Source organism: Stenotrophomonas sp. 86156_Sma (assembly GCF_056481625.1).
This window is the reverse complement of sequence record NZ_CM151157.1, coordinates 3,900,690-3,924,666: the sequence shown is the minus strand read 5'-3', so window position 1 is coordinate 3,924,666 and position 23,977 is coordinate 3,900,690. Positions and strand designations below refer to the sequence as shown.

The window sequence follows — 23,977 nt, the reverse complement described above, 5'->3', positions numbered from 1 at the left end:
TCCCTCTCCCGCAGGAAAAAGGATCTGACCCCACCAGGGAGTTGCCGGCCAGCGGCCGGCACTACCAGAGAGGCGCCCGCCAGCGCTTACCAGGTGTACTTGACCCGGCCGTACACGTACGCGCCGTTGAAGCCGAACGGCGAGTAGTTGCTGTACGGCAGCATGCCGAAGGTGGAGTTCTGCAGGTCTTCGGTGCGGTCCGGGTACTTGTCCAGCAGGTTGTCGGCGCCCACGGTCAGGGTCCAGTTGCTGCTCGGCTTGTAGCTGGCCGAGGCATCCACCACCCAGGCGTCGCCATAGGTCTGGTCGCGCAGCGCGGTGGCCGAGTTGCGCACGGTGAATTTGCCGTAGCGGGTCGCCGCCAGCCCCAGTTCCCAGTGGTCCGAACGCCAGGTGCCGCTCAGGATTGCCTTGTCGCGCGGATAGCTGTCCTCGATGCGGCCGATCTCATCGCGGCCGATCAGCGACTGGGTCAGGCCCAGCGTGCCGAACACCGCCGGGGTGCCGCCGACGCGGCGCACTTCGGTGTCGTTGTAGCTGTACGCGGCGGTCAGTTCCAGGCTGCTGGCGCTGAAGGGCAGCGTGTAGCTGGACACGAAATCGACACCGCGGGTGCGCGTATCCAGGCCGTTGGTGAAGTACGAGAACGCGGTCACCTGCGGCAGGCCCAGCGTGCCCAGCAGCGCGCTGGTGGCGGTGTTGGTGGTGATGCTGGACGACAATGCGATGCGGTCATCGATGTCGATCTGGTAGGCGTCGACGGTGATGTACAGGCGGTCGACCGGCTGCAGCACCAGGCCCAGGCTGTAGGAGGTGGAGGTCTCGGCCTTCAGCGGCGAGGCGCCCAGCGCCTGCGCAGCCGGGCTGGTGGTGGGGAAGGTGCCGCGCTCGACGAACACGCCGTTGAGGAACTGGCTGGTGACCGCCTGGTAGCCCTGCTGCGCCAGCGACGGTGCACGGAATCCGCTGGACGCGGTGGCCCGCAGCGCAACCTTGTCGGTGAACGCGTAGCGCGCCGACAGCTTGCCGGAGAAGCGGTCGCCGAAGTCCGAGTAATCCTCGTAGCGGCCGGTGATGCCGGCCGAGAACTTCTCGGTCAGGTCCGCTTCCAGGCCGGCATAGACCGCGTAGTTGTGGCGGTCGGCATGCACTTCATTGGTCGGGGTGAAGCCACCGAAGCCCTGCGCGCCACTGCCGGTGTACGAGTTCAGCTCGCCCGGCTTCTGGTCCCACTTTTCCTTGCGGTACTCACCGCCGAAGGACAGCGTGACCGGGTAGGCCAGGCCCCAGTCCAGCGACTTGGTCAGATCGGCGTTGAAGATGTCCTGCTGGTACTTCAGCGTGCCGTCGTAGAACGAGCGCGGGCTGGTCGCACCCAGGCTGTAGTTGATGCTGTTGCGGGTGTGGAAGTCGAGGGTGTTCTCGCCGTGGTTCAGGCTCAGGTCCCAGGTCCAGCCGTTGTCGGTGTTGCCCTTGACCCCGGCCACCAGCGAGCGGTCCTTGGAGTACTGGTTGATCTCCGGCACGAAGCCGTCCGGGTAGGTCTGCGCCAGCAGCGCGCTCTGCCCACTGTGGTTGCGCGAGCGGTAGAACGCGAACGAGGTGATGTCGCGGTTGCTGAGCAGCGCGCTGGCGTAGCCGGTCACGCGGTCGCTGAAATCGAAGCTGGCGTTGACCGAAGCCGCAGTCGCATCCACGCGCGGGTCGCCGACGATGAAGGTCTTCTGGCCGATGCTCGGGAAGTTGCCGGTGTTCGGGGTGGTGCCGCGGTACGGGCCGGCGCGGTTGCTTTCGTCCTGCTGGCTGATCTGGCCGGCCACGTGCACGCGGCCACGGCCGTTGCCGAACTCGACGCCGGTATCGCCGGAGAGCTGGTACTTGTTGCCGTCACCGGCCGAGTACTGGCCGTAGTCCACCGCCAGGCTGCCGCCACTGCCGCTGCCCTTGAGCACAATGTTGATGACGCCGGCGATGGCGTCCGAGCCGTACTGCGCCGACGCACCGTCACGCAGCACTTCCACGCGCTCGATGGCGGCGATCGGGATCGCATTGATGTCCACGGCCGATGAGCCACGGCCGATGCTGCCGTTGACGTTGATCATCGCCGAGGTGTGGCGGCGCTTGCCGTCGACCAGGACCAGCACCTGGTCCGGTGACAGGCCGCGCAGCTGCGCCGGGCGCACGCCGCTGGTGCCATCGGTCAGGGCAGGGCGCGGGAAGTTCAGCGAGGGCAGGGCGCGCGACAGCGCGGTGGCCAGCTCGCTGGTGCCGGTGGACTGCAGGGCTTCGGGGGTGATGATGTCGATCGGCGACTGCGACTCGGCCACCGTGCGGTCGGCCACGCGGGTACCGGTGACGATCACCGTGTCCAGGGTATTGGCGGCGGTGCCGGCCTGCTGGGCAGCGGCAACGAACGGAGAGCCACCGAGTGCGACAGCGACGGCGGCGGCGATCAGGCTGGTCTTGCGGGTCATCGGGACGGAGCTCCGGTTGGCGGGGGCGGCACCGGAATCGACATCACGGGGGTGAGGCGGACGGCGGTTGTTGCGGTGCGCAAAGCAGGAATTAACGGGATATTCAGTGCGTGTCAAATGCCGGTCATCGGAAAAAACGTTGCAGCAGCAACCATTTAGCCCGGATCGGCACTGGCGGGGGAGGGAGCCCGGGACGCGCGCGGCAAGGACGTGGGAGAGAGGAACGCCGGCCGCCGCGCATCCCGGGACGCGTCAAGTATTCGTTAACGCTAGAATTGCGTCGCAGGAACAGTGCTCACCAGCACATTCCATCTGGTTATATGGACGCCTCCCCCGATGATTTCCCTTCGTAATTTCGCCTTGCGCCGCGGCGAGCGGCTGCTGTTGTCCAATGTCGACCTGACCCTGCACGCCGGTTACCGGGTGGGTGTGGTCGGCCGCAACGGTGCTGGCAAGTCCAGCCTGTTCGCGGCGGTGAAGGGCGAGCTGGAGGCGGACAAGGGCGATGTCGATCTGCCCGGCAAGGTGCGCATCGCCAGCGTCGCCCAGGAAACCCCGTCGCTGCCCGACCCGGCGCTGAGCTTTGTGCTGGGCGGGGATACCGATGTGGCTGCGGTACTGGCTGAAGAGGCTGAAGCAACCGCGCGCGAAGACTGGGAGGCGGTGGCCAACGCGCACACGAAGATGGCCGAGATGGGGGCCTACGACGCCGAAGCGCGCGCCGGCAAGCTGCTGCACGGCCTCGGTTTCCCGGCCGAGACCCACCACCGCGCGGTGTCCTCGTTCTCCGGCGGCTGGCGCGTGCGCCTGAACCTGGCCCGCGCGTTGATGATGCCCAGTGACCTGCTGCTGCTGGACGAACCGACCAACCACCTGGACCTGGACGCGGTGTACTGGCTGGAGCAGTGGCTGCTGAAGTACCCCGGCACCCTGCTGTTGATCTCGCATGACCGCGAGTTTCTCGACAACGTGGCCACCCACACCCTGCACCTGCACGGCGGCGGCGCCAAGCTCTACCCGGGCGGTTATACCGATTTCGAGCGCCAGCGCGCCGAACAGCTGCGCCAGCAGCAGATCGCGCACGAGAAGGAACAGGCCGAGCGTGCCCACCTGCAGAGCTTCATCGACCGCTTCAAGGCGCAGGCCAGCAAGGCCGCGCAGGCGCAGAGCCGCATGAAGCGCCTGGCCAAGCTGGCCGGCACCGAAGCGGTGCGTGCCGAGCGCGAGTTCCGCATCGAGTTCGCGCCGCCGGCCAAGCTGCCGTTCTCGCTGATCCGCCTGAACCACGTCGAGGCCGGCTACGGCAAGGACGCGGTGATCCTGCACAACGTCGGCTTCGGCCTGGAAGCGGGCCAGCGCATCGGCCTGCTCGGCCCCAACGGTGCCGGTAAGACCACCCTGGTGAAGACCCTGGTGGGCGAGCTGGCGCCGATCGTCGGCGAGCGCATGGCGCACCCGGACCTGAAGATCGGCTACTTCGCCCAGCACACGGTGGAGTCGCTGCACGAAGGCCAGTCGCCGATGGAGCATTTCCGCGAGATCGCGCCGGACGCACCGAACCAGTCGTTCCGCGATTTCCTTGGCAAGTGGAACTTCCCGGGCGACCGCGCGTTCGAGCCGGTCGATGGTTTCTCCGGCGGCGAGCGCGCGCGCCTGGCGCTGGCGCTGATCGCCTGGCAGCAGCCGAATGTGCTGCTGCTGGACGAACCGACCAACCACCTTGACCTGGAAATGCGCGAAGCGCTGGCTGAGGCACTGGCCACCTTCGAAGGCGCGATCGTGATGGTCTCGCATGACCGCCATCTGATCGGCCTGGTCTGCGATACCTACTGGCGCGTGGCCGATGGCGTGGTCGAGCCGTTCGACGGCGACCTCGACGCCTACGCGGCCTGGCTGCGCACCCGTCCGCAGGCGCAGGGCACCAAGGCGCGGATGGAACAGGTGGAAGAGCCGGTGGTGGTCAAGACCGCGCCGGTGGCTCAGGTGGTCCAGAAGAAGCCGGTGAACCCGCACAAGCTGGCCGCCGCCGAAGCCAAGGTGGCCGAGCTGGAAAGCGCCCTGGCCGAGCTGGACCGCCAGCTGGCCGACCCGGCCAACTACGCCGATGCCACCCGCATGGCGGTGATCGGCCGTGACCGCGAAACCGCTGCCGCCCAGCTGGAAAAAGCTGAGGCAGCGTGGATGGAACTGCTGGAGTCCTGACCGGTAGTGCCGGCCGCTGGCCGGCAGCGCGATGCGCCCACGACGATCAAGGGGTTGCCGGCCAGCGGCCGGCACTACCTACGCGCCCTGCGCCTGCAGCCATTCGCGGAACCGCTTCGCCGGTTCACGCTCGGCACGCGAGCATGGCGGTGATCGGCCGTGACCGCGAAACCGCTGCCGCCCAGCTGGAAAAAGCCGAAGCCGCGTGGATGGAACTGCTGGAGTCCTGACCGGTAGTGCCGGCCGCTGGCCGGCAGCGCGATGCGCCCACCACGATCAAGGGGTTGCCGGCCAGCGGCCGGCACTACCTACGCGCCCTGTGCCTGCAGCCATTCGCGGAACCGCTTCGCCGGTTCACGCTCGGCACGCGAGCGCAGTCGCGTGAGCCAGTAGCGCCCCAGCTCCAGCGTGGTGCTGAATGGCTGCAGCAGGCGACCCTCGGCCAGTTCCTGCTCGAACATGCGCAGCGGCAGCAGCGCCACGCCGGCACCACCCACCGCGGCCATCGCCACCGTCAACGACGAATCAAACACCGGCCCGCGGGCTTCCACGCCACTCACTCCTGCCGCCTGCAGCCAGCGCGGCCATTCGTCGCTGCGGTAGGAGCGCAGCAGGGGCAGGGTGCCCAGGTCGCGTGGCTGTTTGAGCCGCCGCGCCAATGCTGGTGCGCACAGCGGTGCAAACGGCGCATCGAGGATCGCTGTGCAGGCCTGGCCCTGCCAGTCGCCATCACCGAAGCGGATCGCCAGGTCCAGGCCCTCGCCGGCCAGATCAATGCGATTGTTGTGGGTCTGCAGTCGCAGCTCGATGTCCGGGTGCGCGGCCTCGAACGCAGCCAGCCGTGGCAGCAGCCAACCGGTGGCGAAGGTGCCGACCACGCCCAGCGTCAGTACTTCACGGGCCGGGCCACCGGTGTAGCGCGCGATGCTGGCCGAGATGCGCTCGAACGATTCGTTGAGCACCGGATACAGCGCCGCGCCCTCCTCGGTGAGCGCCACGCCGCGCGGCAGGCGATGGAACAGGCGGATGCCGAGCCGGTCCTCCAGCCCGCGGATGTGGTGGCTCAGCGCGGCCTGGCTGACGCACAGCTCCAGCGCGGCACGCGTGAAGTTCTGGTGGCGTGCGGCCGCCTCGAAGGCACGCAGGGCGTTCAGCGGCAGGGTAGGGTGCAGCATCAGAGTAGTCGTGAGCCAGGGTGATGGCTGATCCTACCTGCCTCGCGCCCAGTTCAGGAGAATTAAGGGGTTGATTGCGACAGCCATTAATCCGGCTAATGCCTCCCGCTGATTTTTCGCGCTGGTCGCCTGCGTGCGAGGCTTCAATAATCGGGCGGTCCCCCAGGAGAACCCGCATGCTCGCCCGTCGCCGATTCCTGCAGTTCAGTGGTGCCGCCGTTGCTTCCTCGCTTGCCCTGCCGTTGCTGGCCCGTGCGGCGGGCAAGACCGCCGCCAGTGCACCGACCGATGCCGCCCTCACCGCCGCCACCGACTTCGCCGCACTGGAAAAGGCCTGTGCCGGCCGCCTCGGCGTGACCCTGTTGGACACTGCGAGCGGTCGCCGCATCGGTCATCGCCAGGACGAGCGTTTCCCGATGTGCAGCACGTTCAAGAGCGTGCTGGCCGCCACCGTGCTCAGCCAGGCCGAGCGCAGGCCCGCGTTGCTGGACACGCGCGTACCGGTGCGCGATGCCGACCTGCTCTCGCACGCGCCGGTCACCCGCCGCCACGCCGGCAAGGACATGACCGTGCGCGATCTGTGCCGTGCCACGATCATCACCAGCGACAATACTGCCGCCAACCTGCTGTTCGGCGTGGTCGGTGGCCCGCCCGCGGTGACTGCGTTCCTGCGCGCGAGCGGTGATGCGGTGAGCCGCAGTGATCGCCTGGAGCCGGAGCTGAACAGCTTTGCCAAGGGCGATCCGCGCGACACCACCACGCCGGCGGCGATGGCTGCGACCCTGCAGCGCGTGGTGCTGGGCGAGGTGCTGCAGCCGGCGTCGCGGCAGCAGCTGGCCGATTGGCTGATCGACAACGAAACCGGCGACGCCTGCCTGCGCGCGGGCCTAGGCAAGCGCTGGCGCGTCGGTGACAAGACCGGCAGCAACGGCGAGGACGCGCGCAACGACATCGCCGTGTTGTGGCCGCTGGCCGGCGGCACGCCCTGGGTGCTGACCGCCTACCTGCAGGCGGGTGCGATCAGCAACGAACAGCGTGCCACGGTGCTGGCACAGGTAGGCCGCATCGCCGATCGGCTGATCGGTTGAGGTAACCGGGGTCATTCAGAAGTGGCTTGCCGGATCGGTTCGGCGCGCGCATCCTGCGCGCGTTCGAACCACACGGAAGTTCCCCATGAGCCATGAACTGATCTACCTGCTGCTGATCTTCGCGCTGCTGGTGATCCCGCGCGCGCTGCAGCGTTTCAGCCTGCCCGCGCCGCTGACCTGCCTGCTGTTCGGTATCATCGGCATGCTCTGGCTGGGCGACCAGGCGCACGACGCGGTGATCGGTCTGTTGGCCACGCTGGGCATTTCCTCGCTGTTCCTGTTCGCCGGCCTGGAAGTGGATCTGCAGGCGCTGCGCCGTGGCATGTGGCCGCTGCTGGCGCATCTGGTGATCCGTACAGGCACGCTGTTCGGTGTGGGCTGGCTGGCCTGGCGTTACGCGGGGCTGCCGTGGCAGGCCGCCGGCCTGCTGGCGCTGGCGCTGCTGACGCCGTCCACCGGCTTCATCATGGATTCGCTGTCGCGGCTGGGCCTGAGCGAGGACGAGCGGTTCTGGGTGACCAGCAAGGCCATCGCTGGCGAACTGCTGGCGCTGGCGGCGTTGTTCATCGTGCTGCAGGCCGGCGACCCGGGCCACATGGCGCTGTCCAGCCTGGCGCTGCTGGCGATGATGATCGGCCTGCCGCTGCTGTTCATCGCGCTGGGCCGCTGGGTGGCGCCGCATGCGCCGGGCTCGGAGTTCTCGCTGCTGGTGATGGTCGGCATGGTGGCGGCCTACATCACCTATCTGCTGGGCGTGTACTACCTGGTCGGTGCGTTCATCGCCGGTCTGGTCGCGCGCCTGCTGCACCAGCGCATGCCGCTGCTGGCCTCGCATGAGAACCTGCACGCGCTGCGCCTGTTCGCCTCGTTCTTCGTGCCGTTCTATTTCTTCAATGCCGGCACCAAGGTGCCCAGCGAAGCACTCAGTTTCGAGGCGCTGGGGCTGGGCATCGTGATCACCCTGGTGGTGCTGCCGCTGCGCATCGGCGTGGTCTGGCTGCAGCGCCGGGTGATGTTCGGCGAGAGCTTCCGCAGCAGCCTGAGGGTCTCGCTGGCGCTGGCCCCGACCCTCATCTTCACCCTGGTGCTGGCGGCGATCATGCGCGAGCGCTTCCAGATCCCGGCGGTGCTGTTCGGCGCGCTGCTGCTGTATGCGGCGCTGACCACGCTGCTGCCGTCGCTGGTGTTCCGCACGCCGTTCGATGTCGATCCGGTTGAACAGGAACCTGCGGGTGAAGGCGAAGCCGCGCCGGTGGCGGTCACCGAAACGCTGCCAGCGGCATCTGCAGTCGATCGCTGAGCGGATGCTGCGCGTGCGGTTTGCGCACTTCGGCCATGGCCGTTAGGGTTGGGGCATGAAACTGCCTGCCGTTGTCACCGCTTCCGCCCTCCTGCTCAGCCTTGCTGCGTGTTCGCAGCGCTCCGATACGGTCGCCCATGATCTGGCGACCGCACCGGCCGATGCCTTCATGGCCGCCATCGCCGCGCATTGCGGCCAGGCTTACGCCGGCAAGGTGGTGGAGGACACGCCGGCACCGACCGGCAAGGATCCGTTCGCCGGGCAGCGCCTGGTCATGCATGTGCGCGGCTGTGCCGATCCGGCGCACGAGCTGCGCATCCCGTTCCATGTCGGCGATGACCACTCGCGGACCTGGGTGCTGACCCGTACGGAAACCGGCCTGCGCCTGAAGCACGACCATCGCCACGAAGACGGCAGCCCCGACGCGATCACCCTCTACGGTGGCGACAGCACGCCGCCGGGCACCGCCGAGCGCCAGCAGTTCCCCGCCGACGCCGATTCGGTGGCGATGTTCCGCCGCGCCGACATGCTGGCCTCCACGCACAACACCTGGGCGATGGAGATTGATCCCGACCAGACCTTTGTCTACGAGCTGACCCGCCCGGAGGGCCGCCGCTTCCGCGTGCAGTTCGACCTGAGCAAGCCGGTTGCCCTGCCGCCTGCACCGTGGGGCGACGATAAAGCGTCCGCCCCGTGATCCCAGGGTCGGATCCCTCCTGCGGAGGGCCTCGACCCCAGAAAGGCCCTCAGTAGATCCACGCCATGCGTGGATGCGGGATACCGGACCGGGGTCAGAGCCCTGGCCGTCGGCCAGGGATCCGACCGTGTACTTACCGCGTACCGAAACGCGCGCGGCAGCCGTTGCTCACCCACACCTGGCCACGTGAGTAGCCCCAGCTGCGGCCTTCCTGGCAGGCACTGCCGGACAGCTGCTGCTGCAGCACCGGGCGGCCCTGACGCTCATCCCAGTCGCAGGTCTGCGAGCGGTTGTTGTTGCTGCTGCAGGTAACCGAGTAATTGCTGTTGCCGCCGCCCCAGCCACCGCCACCGCCGCCCCAGCCGCGGGCTTCGGCGAATTCGGCACGGCAGCCGCCACTGACCCAGACCGCGCCGTTGCGCACGCCCCAGGTACGCCCTTCGTTGCAGGGGCTGCCGGACAGCTGGCGGACCAGGCGGGCATTGCGCCAGCCGACCGGGCAGCTGCGCTCACGGTTGTTCTGGCTCTCGCAGCGGATGGTCTCGCCAGGCCGGCCGTTGTTGCCGCCCCAGCCACCGCCATTGCCATTGCCATTGCCGCCGCCCCAGCCACCGCGGGCCTCGACGAATTCGGCGCGGCAACCGTTGGTGACCCAGATGCTGCCGTTACGGCTGCCCCAGGTGCGTCCTTCATCGCAGTCCGAGCCGGACAGCTGGCGCACCAGCTGCGCATTGCGCCAGCCGGTGTTGCAGACCCGTTCGCGGTTGTTCTGGCTTTCGCAGCGGACCACGCCGCTCTGCGCATGCGCGGAAGGGGCGGGCAGGGCAAGGGTGCCCGCGGCACCCAGGCTGAGGGTTACGGCCAGGCTGGCCAGGGACAGCGGTTTCATGGCGGCATCCCATACGGTGGCAGGTGCCCGACTATAGGGAGGGGGGCGATCAAGCCGGTGTGACTGGCCGGATTTGCCCCGGCCGGGGCCTCGGCCGCAGAATACGAGGCTTTCCGGCCCCCATCCGGTGCCGGCGTTCTCCAGCGGAGCTTCCCCCCATGCGTACCCACTTCTGCGGCCTGGTCGATGAGACCCTGATTGGCCAGACTGTCACCCTCGCCGGCTGGACCGACGTGGCCCGTAACCAGGGCGGCGTCTGCTTCATCGATCTTCGAGATCATGAAGGCATCGTGCAGGTGACCGTGGAAGTCGACAACGCCGACGTGTTCGCCGTGGCCGCGTCGCTGGGCTACGAGGACGTGCTGCAGGTGGAAGGCGTGGTGCGTGCCCGCCACGCGGTGAACGACAAGATGCGCACCGGCAAGGTGGAAGTGATCGCCACCGCCATCACCGTGCTGAACAAGGCCGCGCCGCTGCCGTTCCACGCCCACGAGAATCCGGGCGAGGAAACCCGCCTGAAGTACCGCTACCTGGACCTGCGCCGCCCGGAAATGCAACGCATGCAGCGCACCCGCATCAAGCTGGTGCAGGCCCTGCGCCGCCATCTGGACGAAAAGGGCTTCCAGGACATCGAGACCCCGATCCTGACCAAGGCCACCCCGGAAGGCGCGCGCGATTTCCTGGTGCCGGCGCGCATGCACCCGGGCGAGTTCTACGCCCTGCCGCAGAGCCCGCAGCTGTTCAAGCAGATCCTGATGGTGGCCGGCTTCGACCGCTACTACCAGATCGCGCGCTGCTTCCGCGACGAGGCCCTGCGTGCCGACCGCCAGCTGGAATTCACCCAGCTGGACATGGAATTCGCCTTCGTCCGCGAGCGCGACGTGCAGGATTTCGTCGAGGACATGATCCGCGCCATCTTCAAGGAAGTGGTCGACGTCCAGCTGGATGCCTGCTTCCCGCGCATGACCTGGGCCGAGGCAATGCGTCGCTACGGCTCGGACAAGCCGGACCTGCGCATCGCGCTGGAGCTGGTCGACGTGGCCGAGCTGGTCAAGGACAGCGAGTTCGCCGTGTTCACCGGCCCGGCCAATGACGCCGAAGGCCGCGTCGCCGCGCTGCGCATCCCGGGCGGTGCAGCGCTCAGCCGCAAGCAGATCGACGAATACGCAGCGCATGCCGCCAAGTACGGCGCCAAGGGCCTGGCCTACATCAAGATCGCCGACAACGGCGAAGTCAGCTCGCCGATCCAGAAGTTCTTCAGCGAGGAATCCTTCGCTGCGCTGGTCGCCCACGTCGGCGCCGGTAACGGCGACATCGTGTTCTTCGGCGCCGGTGGCTACAACAAGGTCTCCGACTTCATGGGCGCGCTGCGCCTGAAGGCCGGCAAGGACTTCGGCCTGGTCGCCGACGGCTGGGCACCGCTGTGGGTCACCGACTTCCCGATGTTCGAGTGGGACGAGGAAGAACAGCGCTACGTCGCCCTGCATCACCCCTTCACCGCACCGGCCGTGGACGACATCGCCGACCTGCGCGCCAATGCCCGTACCGCCGTTTCGCGCGGCTACGACATGGTGCTCAATGGCAATGAAATCGGCGGCGGTTCGATCCGTATCCATCGTCCGGACATGCAGAGCGCGGTGTTCGAACTGCTCGGCATCGGTGCCGAAGAGGCCCGCGCCAAGTTCGGCTTCCTGCTCGACGCGCTGAACTACGGCGCGCCGCCGCACGGTGGCATCGCCTTCGGCATCGACCGCATTGCCGCGCTGATGGCCGGCACCGAGTCGATCCGCGACGTCATCCCGTTCCCGAAGACCACCGGTGCACAGGATCTGATGACCGACGCGCCGTCGCCGATCGTCGACGCGCAGCTGGCCGAAGTGCACATCCAGGTTCGCCCCAAGACCAACTGATCAGGAGATCCAGGCAATGACCGAGTTTGCGTTTTCGCTGGAGTGGGAAAAGCTGGGCAATGAAGGCTCCGAGGCCACCCTGGTCACCGAGCGTGCGCGCGTGTTCGGTGGTTGGCTGGTTCGCGTCGGAACCAACCCGGCGGCGATGGCCCTGACCTTCGTCGCCGACGGCGAAGGCCGTTGGGACGGTGAAGACTTCGGCGTCGAGGATTACGAGGACGACGAAGAGGAAGAGTACGACGAGGACGAGGAAGGCGAAGAAGAGGACGAGGACGAAGAGGAGTACGAGGAAGAGGACGAGGAAGAAGAAGCGGAATCGCCTGAAAAGGCTTGACCCGCGCTTCGCCCTGACGTCAACTTCCTGCATGTATTCGATCCGCCGCGCCACCGTGGACGACGCGCCGACCCTGTCGGCGCTGGCTGCCCGCACGTTCACCGAAACCTTCGGCCATCTGTATCCGCCGCAGGACCTGCAGGCCTTCCTCGAGGAGGCCTACACGGTCGAGCGCCAGCGCGTGATCCTGGCTCACCCGGGTTACGCGGTGTGGCTGCTGGAGCTGGACGGGGAGGCGGTCGGCCATGCCGCCGCCGGCCCCTGTGGCCTGCCGCACCCGGACGTGAAGCCCGGTGACGGCGAACTCAAGCGCCTGTACCTGATCAAGACGCAGCAGAGCTGCGGCTGGGGCAGCCGCCTGCTGGAAACCGCGCTGGCCTGGCTGGAACACGAAGGCCCGCGCACGCTGTGGCTGGGCGTGTGGTCGGAGAACTTCGGCGCACAGCGTTTCTACGCCCGCTATGGATTCGAGAAGGCCGGCGAGTACCTGTTCCCGGTCGGTGATACCCAGGACCTCGAGTTCATCCTGCGCCGCGCACCGCGCGCGACCTGACGTTCACCGCCGCTTGCTGCGCGCGCGTGTTCAATCACCGTACGTTTCCGCCCCGCTGACCGCCAGGCTGTTTGCATGACTCCCCCCGTATTGCTGCTGCATGGCATCTGGAATGCCCGTGCCTGGGTCGGGCCGCTGGCCTGGCGCCTGCGCGCGCGTGGTTTCCAGGTGCACGCGTTCGGCTATTCCTCGGTGTTCGGTGGCCCCGACGTAGCCGTGCCGCAGCTGCTGGAACGCCTGGCCGATGCCGGGCCATTGTCGCTGGTCGGTCACAGCCTGGGCGGATTGCTCGCGTTGGAGGCCTTGCGCCGCCAGCCGCAGCTGGACGTGCAGCGCGTGGTCTGCCTGGGCTCGCCGCTGCGCGGCAGCGGCACTGCGCGCTCGTTGTCCGAGCACGGGTGGGGCCTGGCGCTGGGCCGCAGCAGCGAACTGTTGCTCGATGGCCTGCCGGACTGGCAGGGCAAGGCCGAAGTCGGGCTGATCGCCGGCTCGGTGCCGCATGGGCTGGGCAGCCTGCTGGGGGCGATCGACGATGCCTCCGACGGCACCGTGGCCCTGGCCGAGACCCGCCTGCCGGGCCTGGCCGACCATTGCGTGGTGCGTACCAGCCACAGTGGCCTGGTGGTGTCGCCCGATGCCGCGCGGCAGACCGCGCATTTCCTGCGCCACGGCCAGTTCGACCACAGCCGCGACGCCGCCGCTGCATGATTGAGTGGGTGCGACCGGCCTGCCTTGGTGGGTGCGAACCGTTGGTTCGCACGCTCTCCGCCGGGCATGACCTGGCGCCATCTCTCCGCCCTAGACACGGTTGCAGCGCCCGATCAGGTAGAATCCGCGCCTTGATCCTGAAGCAGCCAGACGGTAGCACCCATGGGTAGAGGCCCCTCCATCGAAGCCCGCAAGAACGCGTCCGACGCGAAGCGCGGCAAGATTTTCACCAAGATCATCCGCGAGATCGGCGTGGCCGCGCGCGGCGGTGGAGGCGACCCCAACAACAACCCGCGCCTGCGCGTGGCCGTGGACAAGGGCCTGGCCGTGAACATGTCCAAGGACGTGATCGAGCGCGCCATCAAGAAGGCCACTGGTGAACTGGAAGGCGTCGACTACGAGGAAATCCGCTACGAGGGCTACGCCCCGGGTGGCGTGGCCGTGATCGTCGACTGCCTGACCGACAACCGCGTGCGCACGGTGGCCGATGTCCGCCATGCGTTCAGCAAGTGCGGCGGCAACATGGGCACCGAAGGCTCGGTCGCCTTCATGTTCAAGCGCCTGGGCGTGCTCAGCTTCGCCCCGGGTGCCGACGAGGAAGCCATCACCGAAGCGGCCATCGAGGCCGGCGCCGATGACATCGTGGTCTACCCGGACGACGGCTCGATCGACGTGGTCACCAGCCCTGACGCGTTCAACGCGGTCAAGGATGCGATGGCCGCCGCTGGCCATGTCGCCGACCACGCCGAAATCACCTTCCGCGCGGACAACGACATCAAGGTCGAGGGCGAGGTTGCCCTGCAGGTCAAGAAGCTGCTGGACATGCTTGAAGACCTGGACGACGTGCAGGACGTGTACTCCAACGCCGAACTCGGCGCCGACGCCTACGCCTGAGCCGTCCTTGACGGCCTGGGCGCGGGCCGTTGAACGGTCACCGCGGACAGTCATGAGCCCATACGCCTGCCAGCGCCTCCCGTTCCGCCCCGCCAGGAGTGCAGCATGACCCGCATCCTCGGCATCGACCCCGGTTCGCAGCGGACCGGGGTCGGCATCATTGATGTCGACGCCACCGGCCGCGTCAGCCACGTGCACCACCAGCCGCTGGTGCTGCTCGGCGCCGACGATTTCCCGCAGCGCATGAAGCTGCTGGTGCTGGGCCTGGCTGACCTGTGCCGCGAGTACCAGCCGCAGGAAGTGGCCATCGAACGCGTGTTCATGGCCCGCAACCCCGATTCGGCGCTGAAGCTGGGCCAGGCCCGTGGCGCGGCGATTTCCGCCGTGGTGCTGCGTGACCTGCCGGTGCACGAATACGCCGCCAGCGAGATCAAGCTGGCGGTGGTCGGGCGCGGTGGCGCCGAAAAGCAACAGGTTCAACACATGGTCGGGCTCATGCTCAACCTGAAAACCAAGCTGCAGGCCGACGCGGCCGACGCGTTGGCAGTGGCGATCACCCATGCCCACGTAAGGGCAACGGCCAACCGCCTGGGGCTCAGTGCCCGCCAGGCGTGGGGCCGCAAATGAGGAGCTGCACGCAATGATCGGTCGACTGCGCGGCATCGTCGCCTACAAGGCGCCGCCGTGGCTGGTGGTGGACGTGAACGGAGTGGGCTACGAGCTGGAGGCGCCGATGAGCACCTTCTACGACCTGCCCGAGCTCGGCCGCGAGGTCACCCTGTACACCCATTACTCGCAGAAGGAAGACAGCGTCTCGCTGTACGGCTTCCTGCGCGAAGGTGAGCGGCGCCTGTTCCGCGACGTGCAGAAGGTCAGTGGCATCGGCGCGAAGATCGCGCTGGCCGTGCTGTCCGGCGTCACCGTCGAGGAATTCGCGCGCATGGTCCAGGCCGGTGACATCACCGCGCTGACCCGCATTCCGGGCATCGGCAAGAAGACCGCCGAGCGCATGGTGCTGGAGCTGCGCGACCGCGCTGCCCAGTTCGGTGCCGGTGGCGCACTGCCGACCGGCAGTGGTCCGGCCCCGGCCGATCCGCTGTCCGATGCCACCGTGGCCCTGCAGCAGCTGGGCTACAAGCCGGCCGAAGCGGCGCGGATGGCCCGCGATGCCTTCAATGAAGGTGACGAAGTGGCCACCGTGATCCGCAAGGCGCTGCAGTCGGCACTGCGCTGACCCGCCTTCCTTTCCCCAACCCACCGCCTGAGCTTCGCCAGGAGTCCCATGTCCAGCAGTCAAACCCCGCACGCGGCCGCCCCAGGCGGTCATGGTCACGCCCCTCCAGCCGGAGGCCTGGCGCTGATCATCGGTGCGATCGGCGTGGTCTTCGGCGATATCGGTACCAGCCCGCTGTACACCCTGAAGGAGGCGTTCTCGCCACACTACGGGCTCAACAGTGACCACGACACCGTGCTGGGCGTGCTGTCGCTGGCGTTCTGGGCGTTGAACATCGTGGTCACGCTGAAGTACGTGACCATCATCATGCGCGCCGACAACGACGGCGAGGGCGGCATCATGGCGCTGATGGCGCTGACCCAGCGCACGCTGCGCAACGGGTCGCGCTCGGCCTATGTAGTCGGCATCCTCGGCATCTTCGGTGCCTCGCTGTTCTTCGGCGATGGCGTGATCACACCCGCGATATCGGTGCTGGGTGCGGTGGAAGGCCTGGAAGTTGCCGCGCCAGGACTGCACGCCTTCATCGTTCCGATCACCGTGGTGGTACTGCTGGCCGTGTTCGCGGTACAGCGCTTCGGCACCGCGAAGATCGGCAAGCTGTTCGGGCCGATCACCTCGATCTGGTTCATTTCGCTGGCGGCGATCGGCATCTACAACATCGTCGATGCACCGGAAGTGCTGAAGGCGTTCAACCCGTGGTGGGCAATCCGCTTCTTCATGGAGCATGGCTGGCACAGCATCTTCATCCTCGGTGCGGTGGTACTGGCCGTGACCGGTGGCGAGGCGCTGTACGCCGACATGGGCCACTTCGGTGCCAAACCCATCCGCCACGCCTGGTATTTCTTCGTGCTGCCGTGCCTGGTGCTGAACTACCTGGGGCAGGGCGCACTGGTGCTCAACCACCCCGAGGCGCTGAAGAACCCGTTCTTCGAGGCAGTACCGCCGTGGGCGCTGTACCCGATGATCATCCTGGCCACGATGGCGGCGGTGATCGCGTCGCAGTCGGTCATCACCGGCGCGTTCTCGGTCTCGCGCCAGGCCATGCAGCTGGGCTACATCCCGCGCATGCGCATCAAGCACACCTCGCACGACACCATCGGCCAGATCTACATCCCGGGCATCAACTGGGGTATCGCGGTGATGGTGATCGGCCTGGTGCTGGCCTTCCGCAGCTCGTCGAACCTGGCCGTGGCCTACGGCATCTCGGTGTCGGCCACGATGCTGATCGACACCCTGCTGCTGGCCCTGGTCGCGCGCTCGCTGTGGCCGAAGGCCCGCAAGTGGATCCTGCCGCTGTGCGTGGTGTTCTTCATCATCGACCTCGGCTTCGTCATCGCCAACGGTGCCAAGCTGCTGCAGGGCGCCTGGTTCCCGGTGGTGCTGGGCATCTTCCTGTTCACCATGATGCGCACCTGGCGCCGTGGCCGCGAGCTGCTGCGCGATGAGATCCGCAAGGACGGCATCCGCCTGGATACCTTCCTGCCGGGCCTGATGCTGGCGCCGCCGGTACGCGTGCCGGGCACCGCGGTATTCCTCACCGCCGATCCGACCGTGGCCCCGCACGCGCTGATGCACAACCTCAAGCACAACAAGGTGCTGCACGAGCGCAACGTGTTCCTGCACGTGGAAACCCTGCCCATTCCCTATGCGATGGAAGGGCAGCGGCTGAAGATCGAATCGGTGGGCGACGAGTTCTACCGCGTCTACGTGCGCTTCGGTTTCATGGAGACCCCGGACGTGCCGCTGGCGCTGATGCGCTCGTGCGACCACGGCGGCATCTACTTCGACCCGATGGACACCACCTTCTTCGCCAGCCGCGAAACCATCGTCGCCACCGCCAACCGTGGCATGCCGATCTGGCGTGACAAGCTGTTCGCGCTGATGCATCGCAACGCCGCCCCGGCCACCGGCTTCTTCCGGATTCCGGGCAACAGATTGGTGGAACTGGGCGCGCAGGTGGAGATTTAATCTCCACCTGCGCTACGTCCCACGATTTGCTGCGCAAACCGTGGGTCCCGCGCGCATTCCACCTTATCCCCGCGCCTGTCGGCGCGCCCCCTTGAAACGCAGGCGCCTTGGGCGCCGGCGTTCCGCGCATTCCACCTTATCCCCCCGCCTGTCGGCGCGCCCCCTTGAACAACAAGGGGGCTCCACTTGCGGAGATGCCGCGCGCTTGAAGCTTGGCCCACTCTGCTCTCCAGTTTCCTCCACGCCTGGATCTATCGTGTCGACCAACGGTCGGCACCCACTAAAGCAGAACGCCGTTCCGACAGATCGCAGGAAACTGTCGAAGGCGGGGTGGGTCCGGTTGCGGGGGCGTGAGCCGCATGGATGCGGCGACCGAGCTTACATGGGTGAGGGCGCTTTGCTTGCGAAGCACTGCTTCGCAAGCGCCCGAACGCACAGCCGCCAGCGGCTGGGCCGGGCCCCGGAGGGGTACTTGCAGCGTCCCCCGCAACCGGACCCACCCCGCCATTCCCCAGGAACTCAGCTTTGGCTGTTGCTCCGGCCGTTGCAGTTGCTTCTGCGGGTGCCGGGCGCAGCCCGGCCGAAACCCGCGCTTTTGCCGCATAATCAGCACATGACCGACGACCGCATCATCGGCGCCGGCGCCACCCGCGAGGATGACGCCGCCGACGCCAGCATCCGCCCCAAGCGCCTTGCCGACTACCTCGGCCAGGTGCCGGTGCGCGAGCAGATGGAGATCTACATCCAGGCGGCCAAGGGGCGCGGCGACGCGCTCGACCATGTGCTGATCTTCGGGCCGCCCGGCCTGGGCAAGACCACCCTCAGCCATGTCATCGCCAACGAGCTGGGCGTGGCCCTGCGGGTCACCTCCGGCCCGGTGATCGAGAAGGCCGGCGACCTCGCCGCGCTGCTGACCAACCTGCAGCCGCACGATGTGCTGTTCATCGACGAGATCCATCGCCTGTCGCCGGTGGTGGAAGAGGTGTTGTACCCGGCGATGGAAGATTTCCAGATCGACATCATGATCGGCGAGGGCCCCGCCGCCCGCTCGATCAAGATCGACCTGCCGCCGTTCACCCTGATCGGTGCCACCACCCGTGCTGGCCTGCTGACCGCGCCGTTGCGCGACCGCTTCGGCATCGTCCAGCGCCTGGAGTTCTACAGTGTCGAGGAGCTGACCCGGATCGTGCGCCGTTCGGCGGCCATCCTGGCCATCGACTGCACGGCCGATGGGGCAGGGGAGATCGCGCGCCGCGCGCGTGGCACTCCGCGTATCGCCAACCGCCTGCTGCGCCGCGTGCGCGACTATGCGCAGGTGAAGGCCGGCGGCCACATCGACGAGGCCGTGGCCCAGGCTGCGATGAAGATGCTCAAGGTTGACCCGGAGGGCTTCGACGAGCTTGACCGGCGCCTGCTCAAGACCATGGTCGACTACTTCGATGGCGGCCCGGTCGGCATCGAATCGCTGGCCGCGGCGCTGTCCGAAGAGCGTGGCACGCTGGAAGACGTGGTCGAGCCGTACCTGATCCAGCAGGGCTTCCTGGTGCGCACCGCGCGTGGCCGCATGGCCACCCACAAGGCCTACCGGCACATGGGCCTGAAGCCGAAGAACCCGCCGCAGGACCTGTTCGCGGAGGTTCCCGATGTCGGTTGAGCCCCGATTCAGTTGGCCGACACGCATTTACTGGGAAGATACCGACGCAGGTGGCGTGGTCTACCACGCCCGCTACGTGGCCTTCATGGAACGGGCCCGGACCGAATGGATGCGAGCGCTGGGCTACGGCCAGGAGCGCATGCGCGCCGAGCACGGGATGGTCTTCGCGGTGCGCTCGATGCAGATGGATTTCATCAAGCCGGCACGGCTGGATGACACCCTGCAGGTGAGCGCCCGCCTGGTCCAGCTGAAGAAGGCCAGCATGGTCTTCGACCAGCAGATCCTGCGCGACGGCGAACTGCTGCTGTCGGCGCAGGTCCGCATCGCCGCACTGGAAGCGGCCAGTTTCCGCCCGCGTGGCATGGACGAGGCCGTCCTTGCCGTGCTGCAACCCCACCTCCACCCCGAATCCGAACACTGAGGAACAACGGATGATCGCAACGCTCCTGGCCCTGCAGGCCACGGTCACCGAGGCACTGCCGGCCGATGTCAGCAACGCCGCGACACAGACCCTTGCCCAGGCCACCACCGGCGGCGGCATCAACTACCTCGAACTGATGGCCAAGGCCAGCCTGCCGGTGAAGATCATCGTGCTGCTGCTGCTGGTCGGCTCGTTCGTCAGCTGGGTGATCATTTTCCGCAAGGCCCGCGTGTTCAAGCAGGCCACCCGCGAAGCCGACGAGTTCGAGAACCGCTTCTGGTCCGGTGCGGACCTGGGCAAGCTGTACAGCTCGGCCACCGACCGCAGCCGCAATGTCGGCGGCCTGGAAGCCATCTTCGAAGCCGGCTTCCGCGAGTACACCCGCCTGCGCGACAAGCGCCGCCTGGACGGTCGCGCCCAGCTGGAAGGCGCACAGCGTGCCATGCGCACCACTTACACCCGCGAAGTGGACCAGCTTGAGCGCAACCTGGAACTGCTGGCCAACATCGGCTCGACCGCGCCTTACGTGGGCCTGGTCGGTACCGTGTTCGGCATCATGGTGACCATGCACGACATGATCAGCAGCGGTGCGCAGGCCGGCATCGCCGCCGTCGCGCCGGGCATCTCCGAGGCACTGTTCGCCACCGCCATCGGCCTGTTCGTGGCGATCCCGGCGGTGTGGGCCTACAACCGCTTCACCACGCGCGTGGAGCGCATGTCGGTGCGGTTCGAGACCTTCGCCGAAGAGTTCAGCTCCATCCTGCAGCGCCAGAGCGCTGGCGACGAGTAAGCGCCTGACCCGGGAGTCCAAGCCATGTCCGCTGCCATCGGTCGCCGCAAGCGCCGCAAGCTGAAATCGGAAATCAACGTCGTTCCCTACATCGACGTCATGCTGGTGCTGCTGATCATTTTCATGGTCACCGCACCGCTGCTCACCCTGAGCTTCGACGTCGACCTGCCGCAGTCCAACGCCAAGGCGCTGGAGAGCAAGCAGGATCCGGTGATTGTCTCGGTGCGCCAGGACGGCCAGCTCAGCCTGAAGCTGCCCGACGCCAAGGAACCGACCGCCGTGTCGGCCGAGGAACTGGAAGGCCGTCTGGCCGGCATCGCCGCCCAGGACAAGGGCGTGCGCGTGATCGTCGCCGCCGACCGCGCCGTGGCCTATGAAAAGGTCATTGCTGCGATGGATGTGATCAAGCGCGCCAAGGTAGACAAGGTAGGCCTGGCCACCGATGCACGCTGACGCCCTGCCACCCCCGCATCAGCGCGAACCCGGCTGGGGCCTGCCCCTGGCGCTGGCGTTGCTGGTGCACCTGCTGGTCGCGCTGGTGTTCATCGTGGCTTGGTTCTGGTCGCCCGAGCGCAACACCGATGCCGCCGCCGGCGATCCCTCGGTCGAGGCCAGCCTGGCGCTGTCCGCGTCCGAGGCCTCCGCCGCGCGCCAGGCCCTGCGCCAGTCGGAGAAGCTGGAGGACCTGCCGCCGCCAGTCGCCGAGCCGATCCCGGTGCCGGAAGACACCATCCCGCCGCCGCAGCCGATTCCCGAACCGCGCCCGCAGGACGCCCCCACGCCGCAGCAGCAACAGGCGCAGGAGCGTGTCGCGCAGCCGGACACCAAGGACCAGGAAGCGGTGAGCGCGCTGGCCATCTCGCAGGAGAAGGCCAAGCAGGAACAGGAAGCCAAGCGCCGCCAGGAACAGATCGACCTGACCGAACGCAAGCGCCAGGAAGAAGCGGAGCAGAAGCTGCGCCTGGCCAAGCAGCAGGAAGCGGACGAAAAGAAGAAGCAGGCCGAGCAGGAGCGCGTGGCGGCTGACAAGGCCGAGGCCGAGAAGCAGAAGAAGATCGCCGAGATCCGTGCCCGCCGCGAGCAGGCCGAGAAGGAAGCCAAGCTGGCCGAGCAGAAGCTGCGCCAAGTGGCAGCCGCGCGTAATGCTGCCGGCAGTGCCGCTGCCGGTTCCAGCGGTGCCTCCCAGCCGGCCGCCGGTGGCGGTGGCAACAGCGATGATCTTTCGGCCAAGTACGCGGCCGCGATCCAGGCCAAGGTGCTGTCGCAGTGGGTGCGCCCGGATACGGTGCCGCTCGGCCAGCGTTGCCAGATCACCATCACCCAGATTCCGGGGGGCACGGTGATGCAGGCCAAGGTCAGCCCGAACTGCCCGTACGACGAGGCCGGCAAGCGTTCGATCGAGGCCGCCGTGCTCAACGCGCAGCCGCTGCCGTACCGCGGCTTCGAGTCGGTGTTCGCACGCACGCTCAACTTCACCTTTACTGCCCAGGATCGCTGAGGCGGGCAGGGCAAGGTGGCTCTCGGGTCACCTCCGCCCACGGATGTCGCGCTTGCCTCTAGCGGGCCCGGTTTCAGCCGGGCAGGCTGGGGGCTGCTGTGGAATACCACCCTGCGGGGCGGTGTGGCCGGGGCAGGCGGTGCGATGTTAGCCACGACGTTAACGGTGCGTGAGAGGACGGGCTGGAACTGACCCGGAATTCACGTACCCTTGGTTCATGATTGCGAAGCGGTTCACTCCCGCTTTGTTATCCCTCGTTCCGGTTTCCCCCTATTGAGCGCTCCATGAAAAAGATGCCTCGCTGGCTTGCCGTGTTTGCGGCCCTGTTGCTGCCCTTTGCTGCCGTCGCGCAGCAGAAGGGGCTGGATATCGACATCATCGGCGGCAATGCCTCCGCGCTGCCGATCACCATCGTGCCGATGCCCTACCAGGGTTCGGCGGCTGCACCGCAGACCGACGTCGCCGGCGTGGTCCGCGCCGACCTCGAGCGTTCGGGCCAGTTCCGCACGCTGCCGGAAGCACAGATCGTCGAAAAGCCCGTGCGGGGCGGCGACATCCAGTTCGCCACCTGGCGCGCGCTGAAGCAGAACTACATCGTGGTCGGCCGCGTGCTCGACGCCGGTGCCGGCGCCTACCGTGTCGAGTACGAACTGTTCGACGTACCGAAGGGCGAGCGCCTGCTGGGCCTGGCGATGACCGCCCGTGGCAACGCCATGCGTGACGTCGCCCACCAGATGGCCGACGCCATCTACGAGAAGATCACCGGTGTGCGCGGCGCCTTCTGGACCCGCATCGCCTACGTGACCGCCAGCGGCAAGGGCGACGCCATGCGCTACGCGCTGATGGTGGCCGACTCCGATGGCTACAACCCGCAGACCATCGTGCGTTCGGCCGAGCCGCTGCTGTCGCCGTCGTGGAGCCCGGATGGCAGCAAGCTGGCTTACGTCAGCTTCGAGCGTGGCAATTCGGCCATCTACATCCAGAACATCGGCACCGGTGCGCGTGAGCTGGTCACCAGCTTCCGCGGCATCAACAGCGCCCCGGCGTTCTCGCCGGACGGCCGCAAGCTGGCCCTGACCCTGTCGCGTTCGGGTAACCCGGAAATCTACGTGATGGACCTGGGCAGCAAGCAGCTGACCCAGCTGACGAACCACTTCGCCATCGATACCGAGCCGACCTGGGCACCGGACGGCAGCGCGGTGTACTTCACCTCCGACCGCGGCGGCCGTCCGCAGGTCTACAAGGTCGGTGCGGGCGGCGGCAGCGCCGAGCGCGTGACCTTCCAGGGCAACTACAATGCCAAGCCCTCGGTGTCCTACGATGGCAAGAAGATCGCCGTCGCCCAGGGCTCGGGCAACAGCTACAAGATCGCGATGATGGACAGCTCGCTGGGTTCGCCCCGCTGGAGCACGCTGTCCCCGGGTTCGCTGGATGAATCTCCGAGCTTTGCGCCCAACGCAAGCATGGTGTTGTACGCCGCCCGCGAGGGTGGCCGTGGTGTGCTGTACGCCGTTTCTGCCGATGCGCGCGTGCGCCAGCGGTTGGTTCTGGCTGACGGAGATGTGCGCGAACCGGCATGGTCCCCATACCGTACCCAGCGCTAAAAGAGTGTTAATATTTTCGCTGTCTTGAACCCCTCATCGGCCTAGGAGCCACAAAGGTATCGCCATGAACAAGTCCACCCGCGTTCTGCTTGTTTCCCTGCTGTCTGTGGCCGTCCTGGCCGGTTGCTCGAAGAAGGTGAAGGAAGAGCCGGCAGCCCCGGTTGACACCGGCACCTCGACCACCACCCCGACCGCTCCGTCGACCTCCGGCCTGTACGGCCCGGGCGACCTGGACACCGACGCTTGCCTGCGCCAGCGCGTTGTCTACTTCGACCTGGACAAGGAAGACGTGAAGCCGGAATTCCAGGCCATCATGGCGTGCCACGCCAAGTACCTGCGTGACCGTCCGTCCTCGCGCATCACCCTGCAGGGCCACACCGACGAGCGCGGTTCGCGCGCGTACAACCAGGCCCTGGGCGAGCGTCGTGGCAACGGCGTCAACTCGGCCCTGCAGGCCAACGGTGGCTCGGCTTCGCAGCTGACCGTCGTGTCCTACGGTGAAGAGCGTCCGGTCTGCACCGAGTCGAACGAGTCCTGCTGGTCGCAGAACCGTCGCGTCGAAATCGTCTACACCGCGCAGTAAT

At 67.3% G+C, this 23,977-nt stretch carries 22 protein-coding genes; 19 read left to right on the top strand and 3 right to left on the bottom strand.

Annotation, left to right across the window (positions count from 1 at the left end):
• Nucleotides 1-86: 86 nt before the first annotated feature.
• The gene (locus ACZK33_RS18210; protein WP_423174886.1) at nt 87-2,474 is read right to left on the bottom strand and encodes a TonB-dependent receptor plug domain-containing protein; all 2,388 of its coding nucleotides are present in this window, start codon (nt 2,472-2,474) and stop codon (nt 87-89) included.
• A 336-nt stretch (nt 2,475-2,810) separates the two neighbouring features.
• On the opposite strand from ACZK33_RS18210, the gene ACZK33_RS18205 reads away from it, so the two are divergent.
• Complete coding sequence (locus tag ACZK33_RS18205; protein WP_132810663.1) at nt 2,811-4,676, top strand: ABC-F family ATP-binding cassette domain-containing protein; 1,866 nt, start codon at nt 2,811-2,813, stop codon at nt 4,674-4,676.
• A gap of 308 nt (nt 4,677-4,984) precedes the next feature.
• Here the strand turns inward: ACZK33_RS18205 and ampR are convergent, their stop codons facing one another.
• Nucleotides 4,985-5,851, bottom strand: coding sequence for a LysR family transcriptional regulator AmpR (ampR, locus tag ACZK33_RS18200; RefSeq protein WP_423174885.1), 867 nt, complete (start codon nt 5,849-5,851; stop codon nt 4,985-4,987).
• A gap of 176 nt (nt 5,852-6,027) precedes the next feature.
• Between ampR and blaL2 the strand changes: the two genes are divergently transcribed.
• The 3 genes from blaL2 to ACZK33_RS18185 all read left to right on the top strand — a co-directional run bounded on the left by blaL2 (nt 6,028) and on the right by ACZK33_RS18185 (nt 8,936).
• Nucleotides 6,028-6,939, top strand: a complete 912-nt coding sequence (gene blaL2 / locus ACZK33_RS18195; RefSeq protein ID WP_049400784.1) for a L2 family extended-spectrum class A beta-lactamase — start codon at nt 6,028-6,030, stop codon at nt 6,937-6,939.
• Between the two features lie 85 nt (nt 6,940-7,024).
• On the top strand, nt 7,025-8,239 hold the full coding sequence (locus ACZK33_RS18190; RefSeq protein WP_423174884.1) for a cation:proton antiporter: 1,215 nt from the start codon (nt 7,025-7,027) through the stop codon (nt 8,237-8,239).
• A 55-nt stretch (nt 8,240-8,294) separates the two neighbouring features.
• Nucleotides 8,295-8,936, top strand: coding sequence for a hypothetical protein (locus ACZK33_RS18185; protein ID WP_049422905.1), 642 nt, complete (start codon nt 8,295-8,297; stop codon nt 8,934-8,936).
• Nucleotides 8,937-9,069: 133 nt separating this feature from the next.
• Here ACZK33_RS18185 and ACZK33_RS18180 read toward each other — a convergent pair whose 3' ends face one another.
• Complete coding sequence (locus ACZK33_RS18180; protein ID WP_180868529.1) at nt 9,070-9,825, bottom strand: DUF3011 domain-containing protein; 756 nt, start codon at nt 9,823-9,825, stop codon at nt 9,070-9,072.
• A gap of 158 nt (nt 9,826-9,983) precedes the next feature.
• Between ACZK33_RS18180 and aspS the strand changes: the two genes are divergently transcribed.
• From aspS to pal, 15 genes are all read left to right on the top strand, one after another.
• Entirely contained in the window at nt 9,984-11,735 is a 1,752-nt protein-coding gene (aspS, locus tag ACZK33_RS18175; RefSeq protein WP_423174883.1) for an aspartate--tRNA ligase, read from the top strand.
• Nucleotides 11,736-11,751: 16 nt separating this feature from the next.
• Nucleotides 11,752-12,069 (top strand): hypothetical protein, encoded by a 318-nt coding sequence (locus ACZK33_RS18170; RefSeq protein ID WP_032128534.1) that lies wholly within the window; start codon nt 11,752-11,754, stop codon nt 12,067-12,069.
• Between the two features lie 31 nt (nt 12,070-12,100).
• Nucleotides 12,101-12,622 (top strand): GNAT family N-acetyltransferase, encoded by a 522-nt coding sequence (locus tag ACZK33_RS18165; protein WP_423174882.1) that lies wholly within the window; start codon nt 12,101-12,103, stop codon nt 12,620-12,622.
• A 75-nt stretch (nt 12,623-12,697) separates the two neighbouring features.
• Nucleotides 12,698-13,330: an esterase/lipase family protein gene (locus tag ACZK33_RS18160; RefSeq protein ID WP_014038228.1), complete on the top strand. Its 633-nt coding sequence runs from the start codon at nt 12,698-12,700 to the stop codon at nt 13,328-13,330.
• Between the two features lie 162 nt (nt 13,331-13,492).
• Nucleotides 13,493-14,224: a YebC/PmpR family DNA-binding transcriptional regulator gene (locus tag ACZK33_RS18155; RefSeq protein WP_032128531.1), complete on the top strand. Its 732-nt coding sequence runs from the start codon at nt 13,493-13,495 to the stop codon at nt 14,222-14,224.
• A gap of 105 nt (nt 14,225-14,329) precedes the next feature.
• Nucleotides 14,330-14,851 carry a crossover junction endodeoxyribonuclease RuvC gene (ruvC, locus tag ACZK33_RS18150; protein WP_032128530.1) on the top strand — a complete coding sequence of 174 codons (522 nt, stop codon included), beginning with the start codon at nt 14,330-14,332 and terminating at the stop codon, nt 14,849-14,851.
• A gap of 13 nt (nt 14,852-14,864) precedes the next feature.
• Nucleotides 14,865-15,458 (top strand): Holliday junction branch migration protein RuvA, encoded by a 594-nt coding sequence (ruvA, locus tag ACZK33_RS18145; protein WP_005410756.1) that lies wholly within the window; start codon nt 14,865-14,867, stop codon nt 15,456-15,458.
• A gap of 48 nt (nt 15,459-15,506) precedes the next feature.
• Complete coding sequence (locus ACZK33_RS18140; RefSeq protein WP_423174881.1) at nt 15,507-17,426, top strand: potassium transporter Kup; 1,920 nt, start codon at nt 15,507-15,509, stop codon at nt 17,424-17,426.
• Between the two features lie 613 nt (nt 17,427-18,039).
• Nucleotides 18,040-19,080 carry a Holliday junction branch migration DNA helicase RuvB gene (gene ruvB, locus ACZK33_RS18135; RefSeq protein WP_010481595.1) on the top strand — a complete coding sequence of 347 codons (1,041 nt, stop codon included), beginning with the start codon at nt 18,040-18,042 and terminating at the stop codon, nt 19,078-19,080.
• A complete protein-coding gene (gene ybgC / locus ACZK33_RS18130; protein ID WP_071229045.1) occupies nt 19,070-19,501 on the top strand; it encodes a tol-pal system-associated acyl-CoA thioesterase in 432 nt (143 codons plus the stop codon). Before ruvB ends, ybgC begins: the two co-directional genes overlap by 11 nt.
• Before the next feature lie 10 nt (nt 19,502-19,511).
• Nucleotides 19,512-20,291 (top strand): protein TolQ, encoded by a 780-nt coding sequence (gene tolQ / locus ACZK33_RS18125; protein ID WP_006438802.1) that lies wholly within the window; start codon nt 19,512-19,514, stop codon nt 20,289-20,291.
• Nucleotides 20,292-20,315: 24 nt separating this feature from the next.
• On the top strand, nt 20,316-20,744 hold the full coding sequence (gene tolR / locus ACZK33_RS18120; protein ID WP_005410751.1) for a protein TolR: 429 nt from the start codon (nt 20,316-20,318) through the stop codon (nt 20,742-20,744).
• Nucleotides 20,734-21,789 (top strand): cell envelope integrity protein TolA, encoded by a 1,056-nt coding sequence (gene tolA, locus ACZK33_RS18115; RefSeq protein WP_005410750.1) that lies wholly within the window; start codon nt 20,734-20,736, stop codon nt 21,787-21,789. Before tolR ends, tolA begins: the two co-directional genes overlap by 11 nt.
• A gap of 284 nt (nt 21,790-22,073) precedes the next feature.
• Nucleotides 22,074-23,393, top strand: a complete 1,320-nt coding sequence (gene tolB, locus ACZK33_RS18110; protein WP_032128528.1) for a Tol-Pal system beta propeller repeat protein TolB — start codon at nt 22,074-22,076, stop codon at nt 23,391-23,393.
• A 64-nt stretch (nt 23,394-23,457) separates the two neighbouring features.
• Nucleotides 23,458-23,976, top strand: coding sequence for a peptidoglycan-associated lipoprotein Pal (pal, locus tag ACZK33_RS18105; protein WP_032128527.1), 519 nt, complete (start codon nt 23,458-23,460; stop codon nt 23,974-23,976).
• Nucleotide 23,977: the final 1 nt, after the last annotated feature.

Excerpts from the sequence above, each read along its gene's own strand:
- ACZK33_RS18210 (WP_423174886.1), bottom strand. The coding sequence starts at position 2,474 with ATGACCCGCAAGACCAGCCTGATCGCCGCCGCCGTCGCTGTCGCACTC.
- ACZK33_RS18205 (WP_132810663.1), top strand. The coding sequence starts at position 2,811 with ATGATTTCCCTTCGTAATTTCGCCTTGCGCCGCGGCGAGCGGCTGCTG.
- ampR (WP_423174885.1), bottom strand. The coding sequence starts at position 5,851 with ATGCTGCACCCTACCCTGCCGCTGAACGCCCTGCGTGCCTTCGAGGCG.
- blaL2 (WP_049400784.1), top strand. The coding sequence starts at position 6,028 with ATGCTCGCCCGTCGCCGATTCCTGCAGTTCAGTGGTGCCGCCGTTGCT.
- ACZK33_RS18190 (WP_423174884.1), top strand. The coding sequence starts at position 7,025 with ATGAGCCATGAACTGATCTACCTGCTGCTGATCTTCGCGCTGCTGGTG.
- ACZK33_RS18185 (WP_049422905.1), top strand. The coding sequence starts at position 8,295 with ATGAAACTGCCTGCCGTTGTCACCGCTTCCGCCCTCCTGCTCAGCCTT.
- ACZK33_RS18180 (WP_180868529.1), bottom strand. The coding sequence starts at position 9,825 with ATGAAACCGCTGTCCCTGGCCAGCCTGGCCGTAACCCTCAGCCTGGGT.
- aspS (WP_423174883.1), top strand. The coding sequence starts at position 9,984 with ATGCGTACCCACTTCTGCGGCCTGGTCGATGAGACCCTGATTGGCCAG.
- ACZK33_RS18170 (WP_032128534.1), top strand. The coding sequence starts at position 11,752 with ATGACCGAGTTTGCGTTTTCGCTGGAGTGGGAAAAGCTGGGCAATGAA.
- ACZK33_RS18165 (WP_423174882.1), top strand. The coding sequence starts at position 12,101 with ATGTATTCGATCCGCCGCGCCACCGTGGACGACGCGCCGACCCTGTCG.
- ACZK33_RS18160 (WP_014038228.1), top strand. The coding sequence starts at position 12,698 with ATGACTCCCCCCGTATTGCTGCTGCATGGCATCTGGAATGCCCGTGCC.
- ACZK33_RS18155 (WP_032128531.1), top strand. The coding sequence starts at position 13,493 with ATGGGTAGAGGCCCCTCCATCGAAGCCCGCAAGAACGCGTCCGACGCG.
- ruvC (WP_032128530.1), top strand. The coding sequence starts at position 14,330 with ATGACCCGCATCCTCGGCATCGACCCCGGTTCGCAGCGGACCGGGGTC.
- ruvA (WP_005410756.1), top strand. The coding sequence starts at position 14,865 with ATGATCGGTCGACTGCGCGGCATCGTCGCCTACAAGGCGCCGCCGTGG.
- ACZK33_RS18140 (WP_423174881.1), top strand. The coding sequence starts at position 15,507 with ATGTCCAGCAGTCAAACCCCGCACGCGGCCGCCCCAGGCGGTCATGGT.
- ruvB (WP_010481595.1), top strand. The coding sequence starts at position 18,040 with ATGACCGACGACCGCATCATCGGCGCCGGCGCCACCCGCGAGGATGAC.
- ybgC (WP_071229045.1), top strand. The coding sequence starts at position 19,070 with ATGTCGGTTGAGCCCCGATTCAGTTGGCCGACACGCATTTACTGGGAA.
- tolQ (WP_006438802.1), top strand. The coding sequence starts at position 19,512 with ATGATCGCAACGCTCCTGGCCCTGCAGGCCACGGTCACCGAGGCACTG.
- tolR (WP_005410751.1), top strand. The coding sequence starts at position 20,316 with ATGTCCGCTGCCATCGGTCGCCGCAAGCGCCGCAAGCTGAAATCGGAA.
- tolA (WP_005410750.1), top strand. The coding sequence starts at position 20,734 with ATGCACGCTGACGCCCTGCCACCCCCGCATCAGCGCGAACCCGGCTGG.
- tolB (WP_032128528.1), top strand. The coding sequence starts at position 22,074 with ATGAAAAAGATGCCTCGCTGGCTTGCCGTGTTTGCGGCCCTGTTGCTG.
- pal (WP_032128527.1), top strand. The coding sequence starts at position 23,458 with ATGAACAAGTCCACCCGCGTTCTGCTTGTTTCCCTGCTGTCTGTGGCC.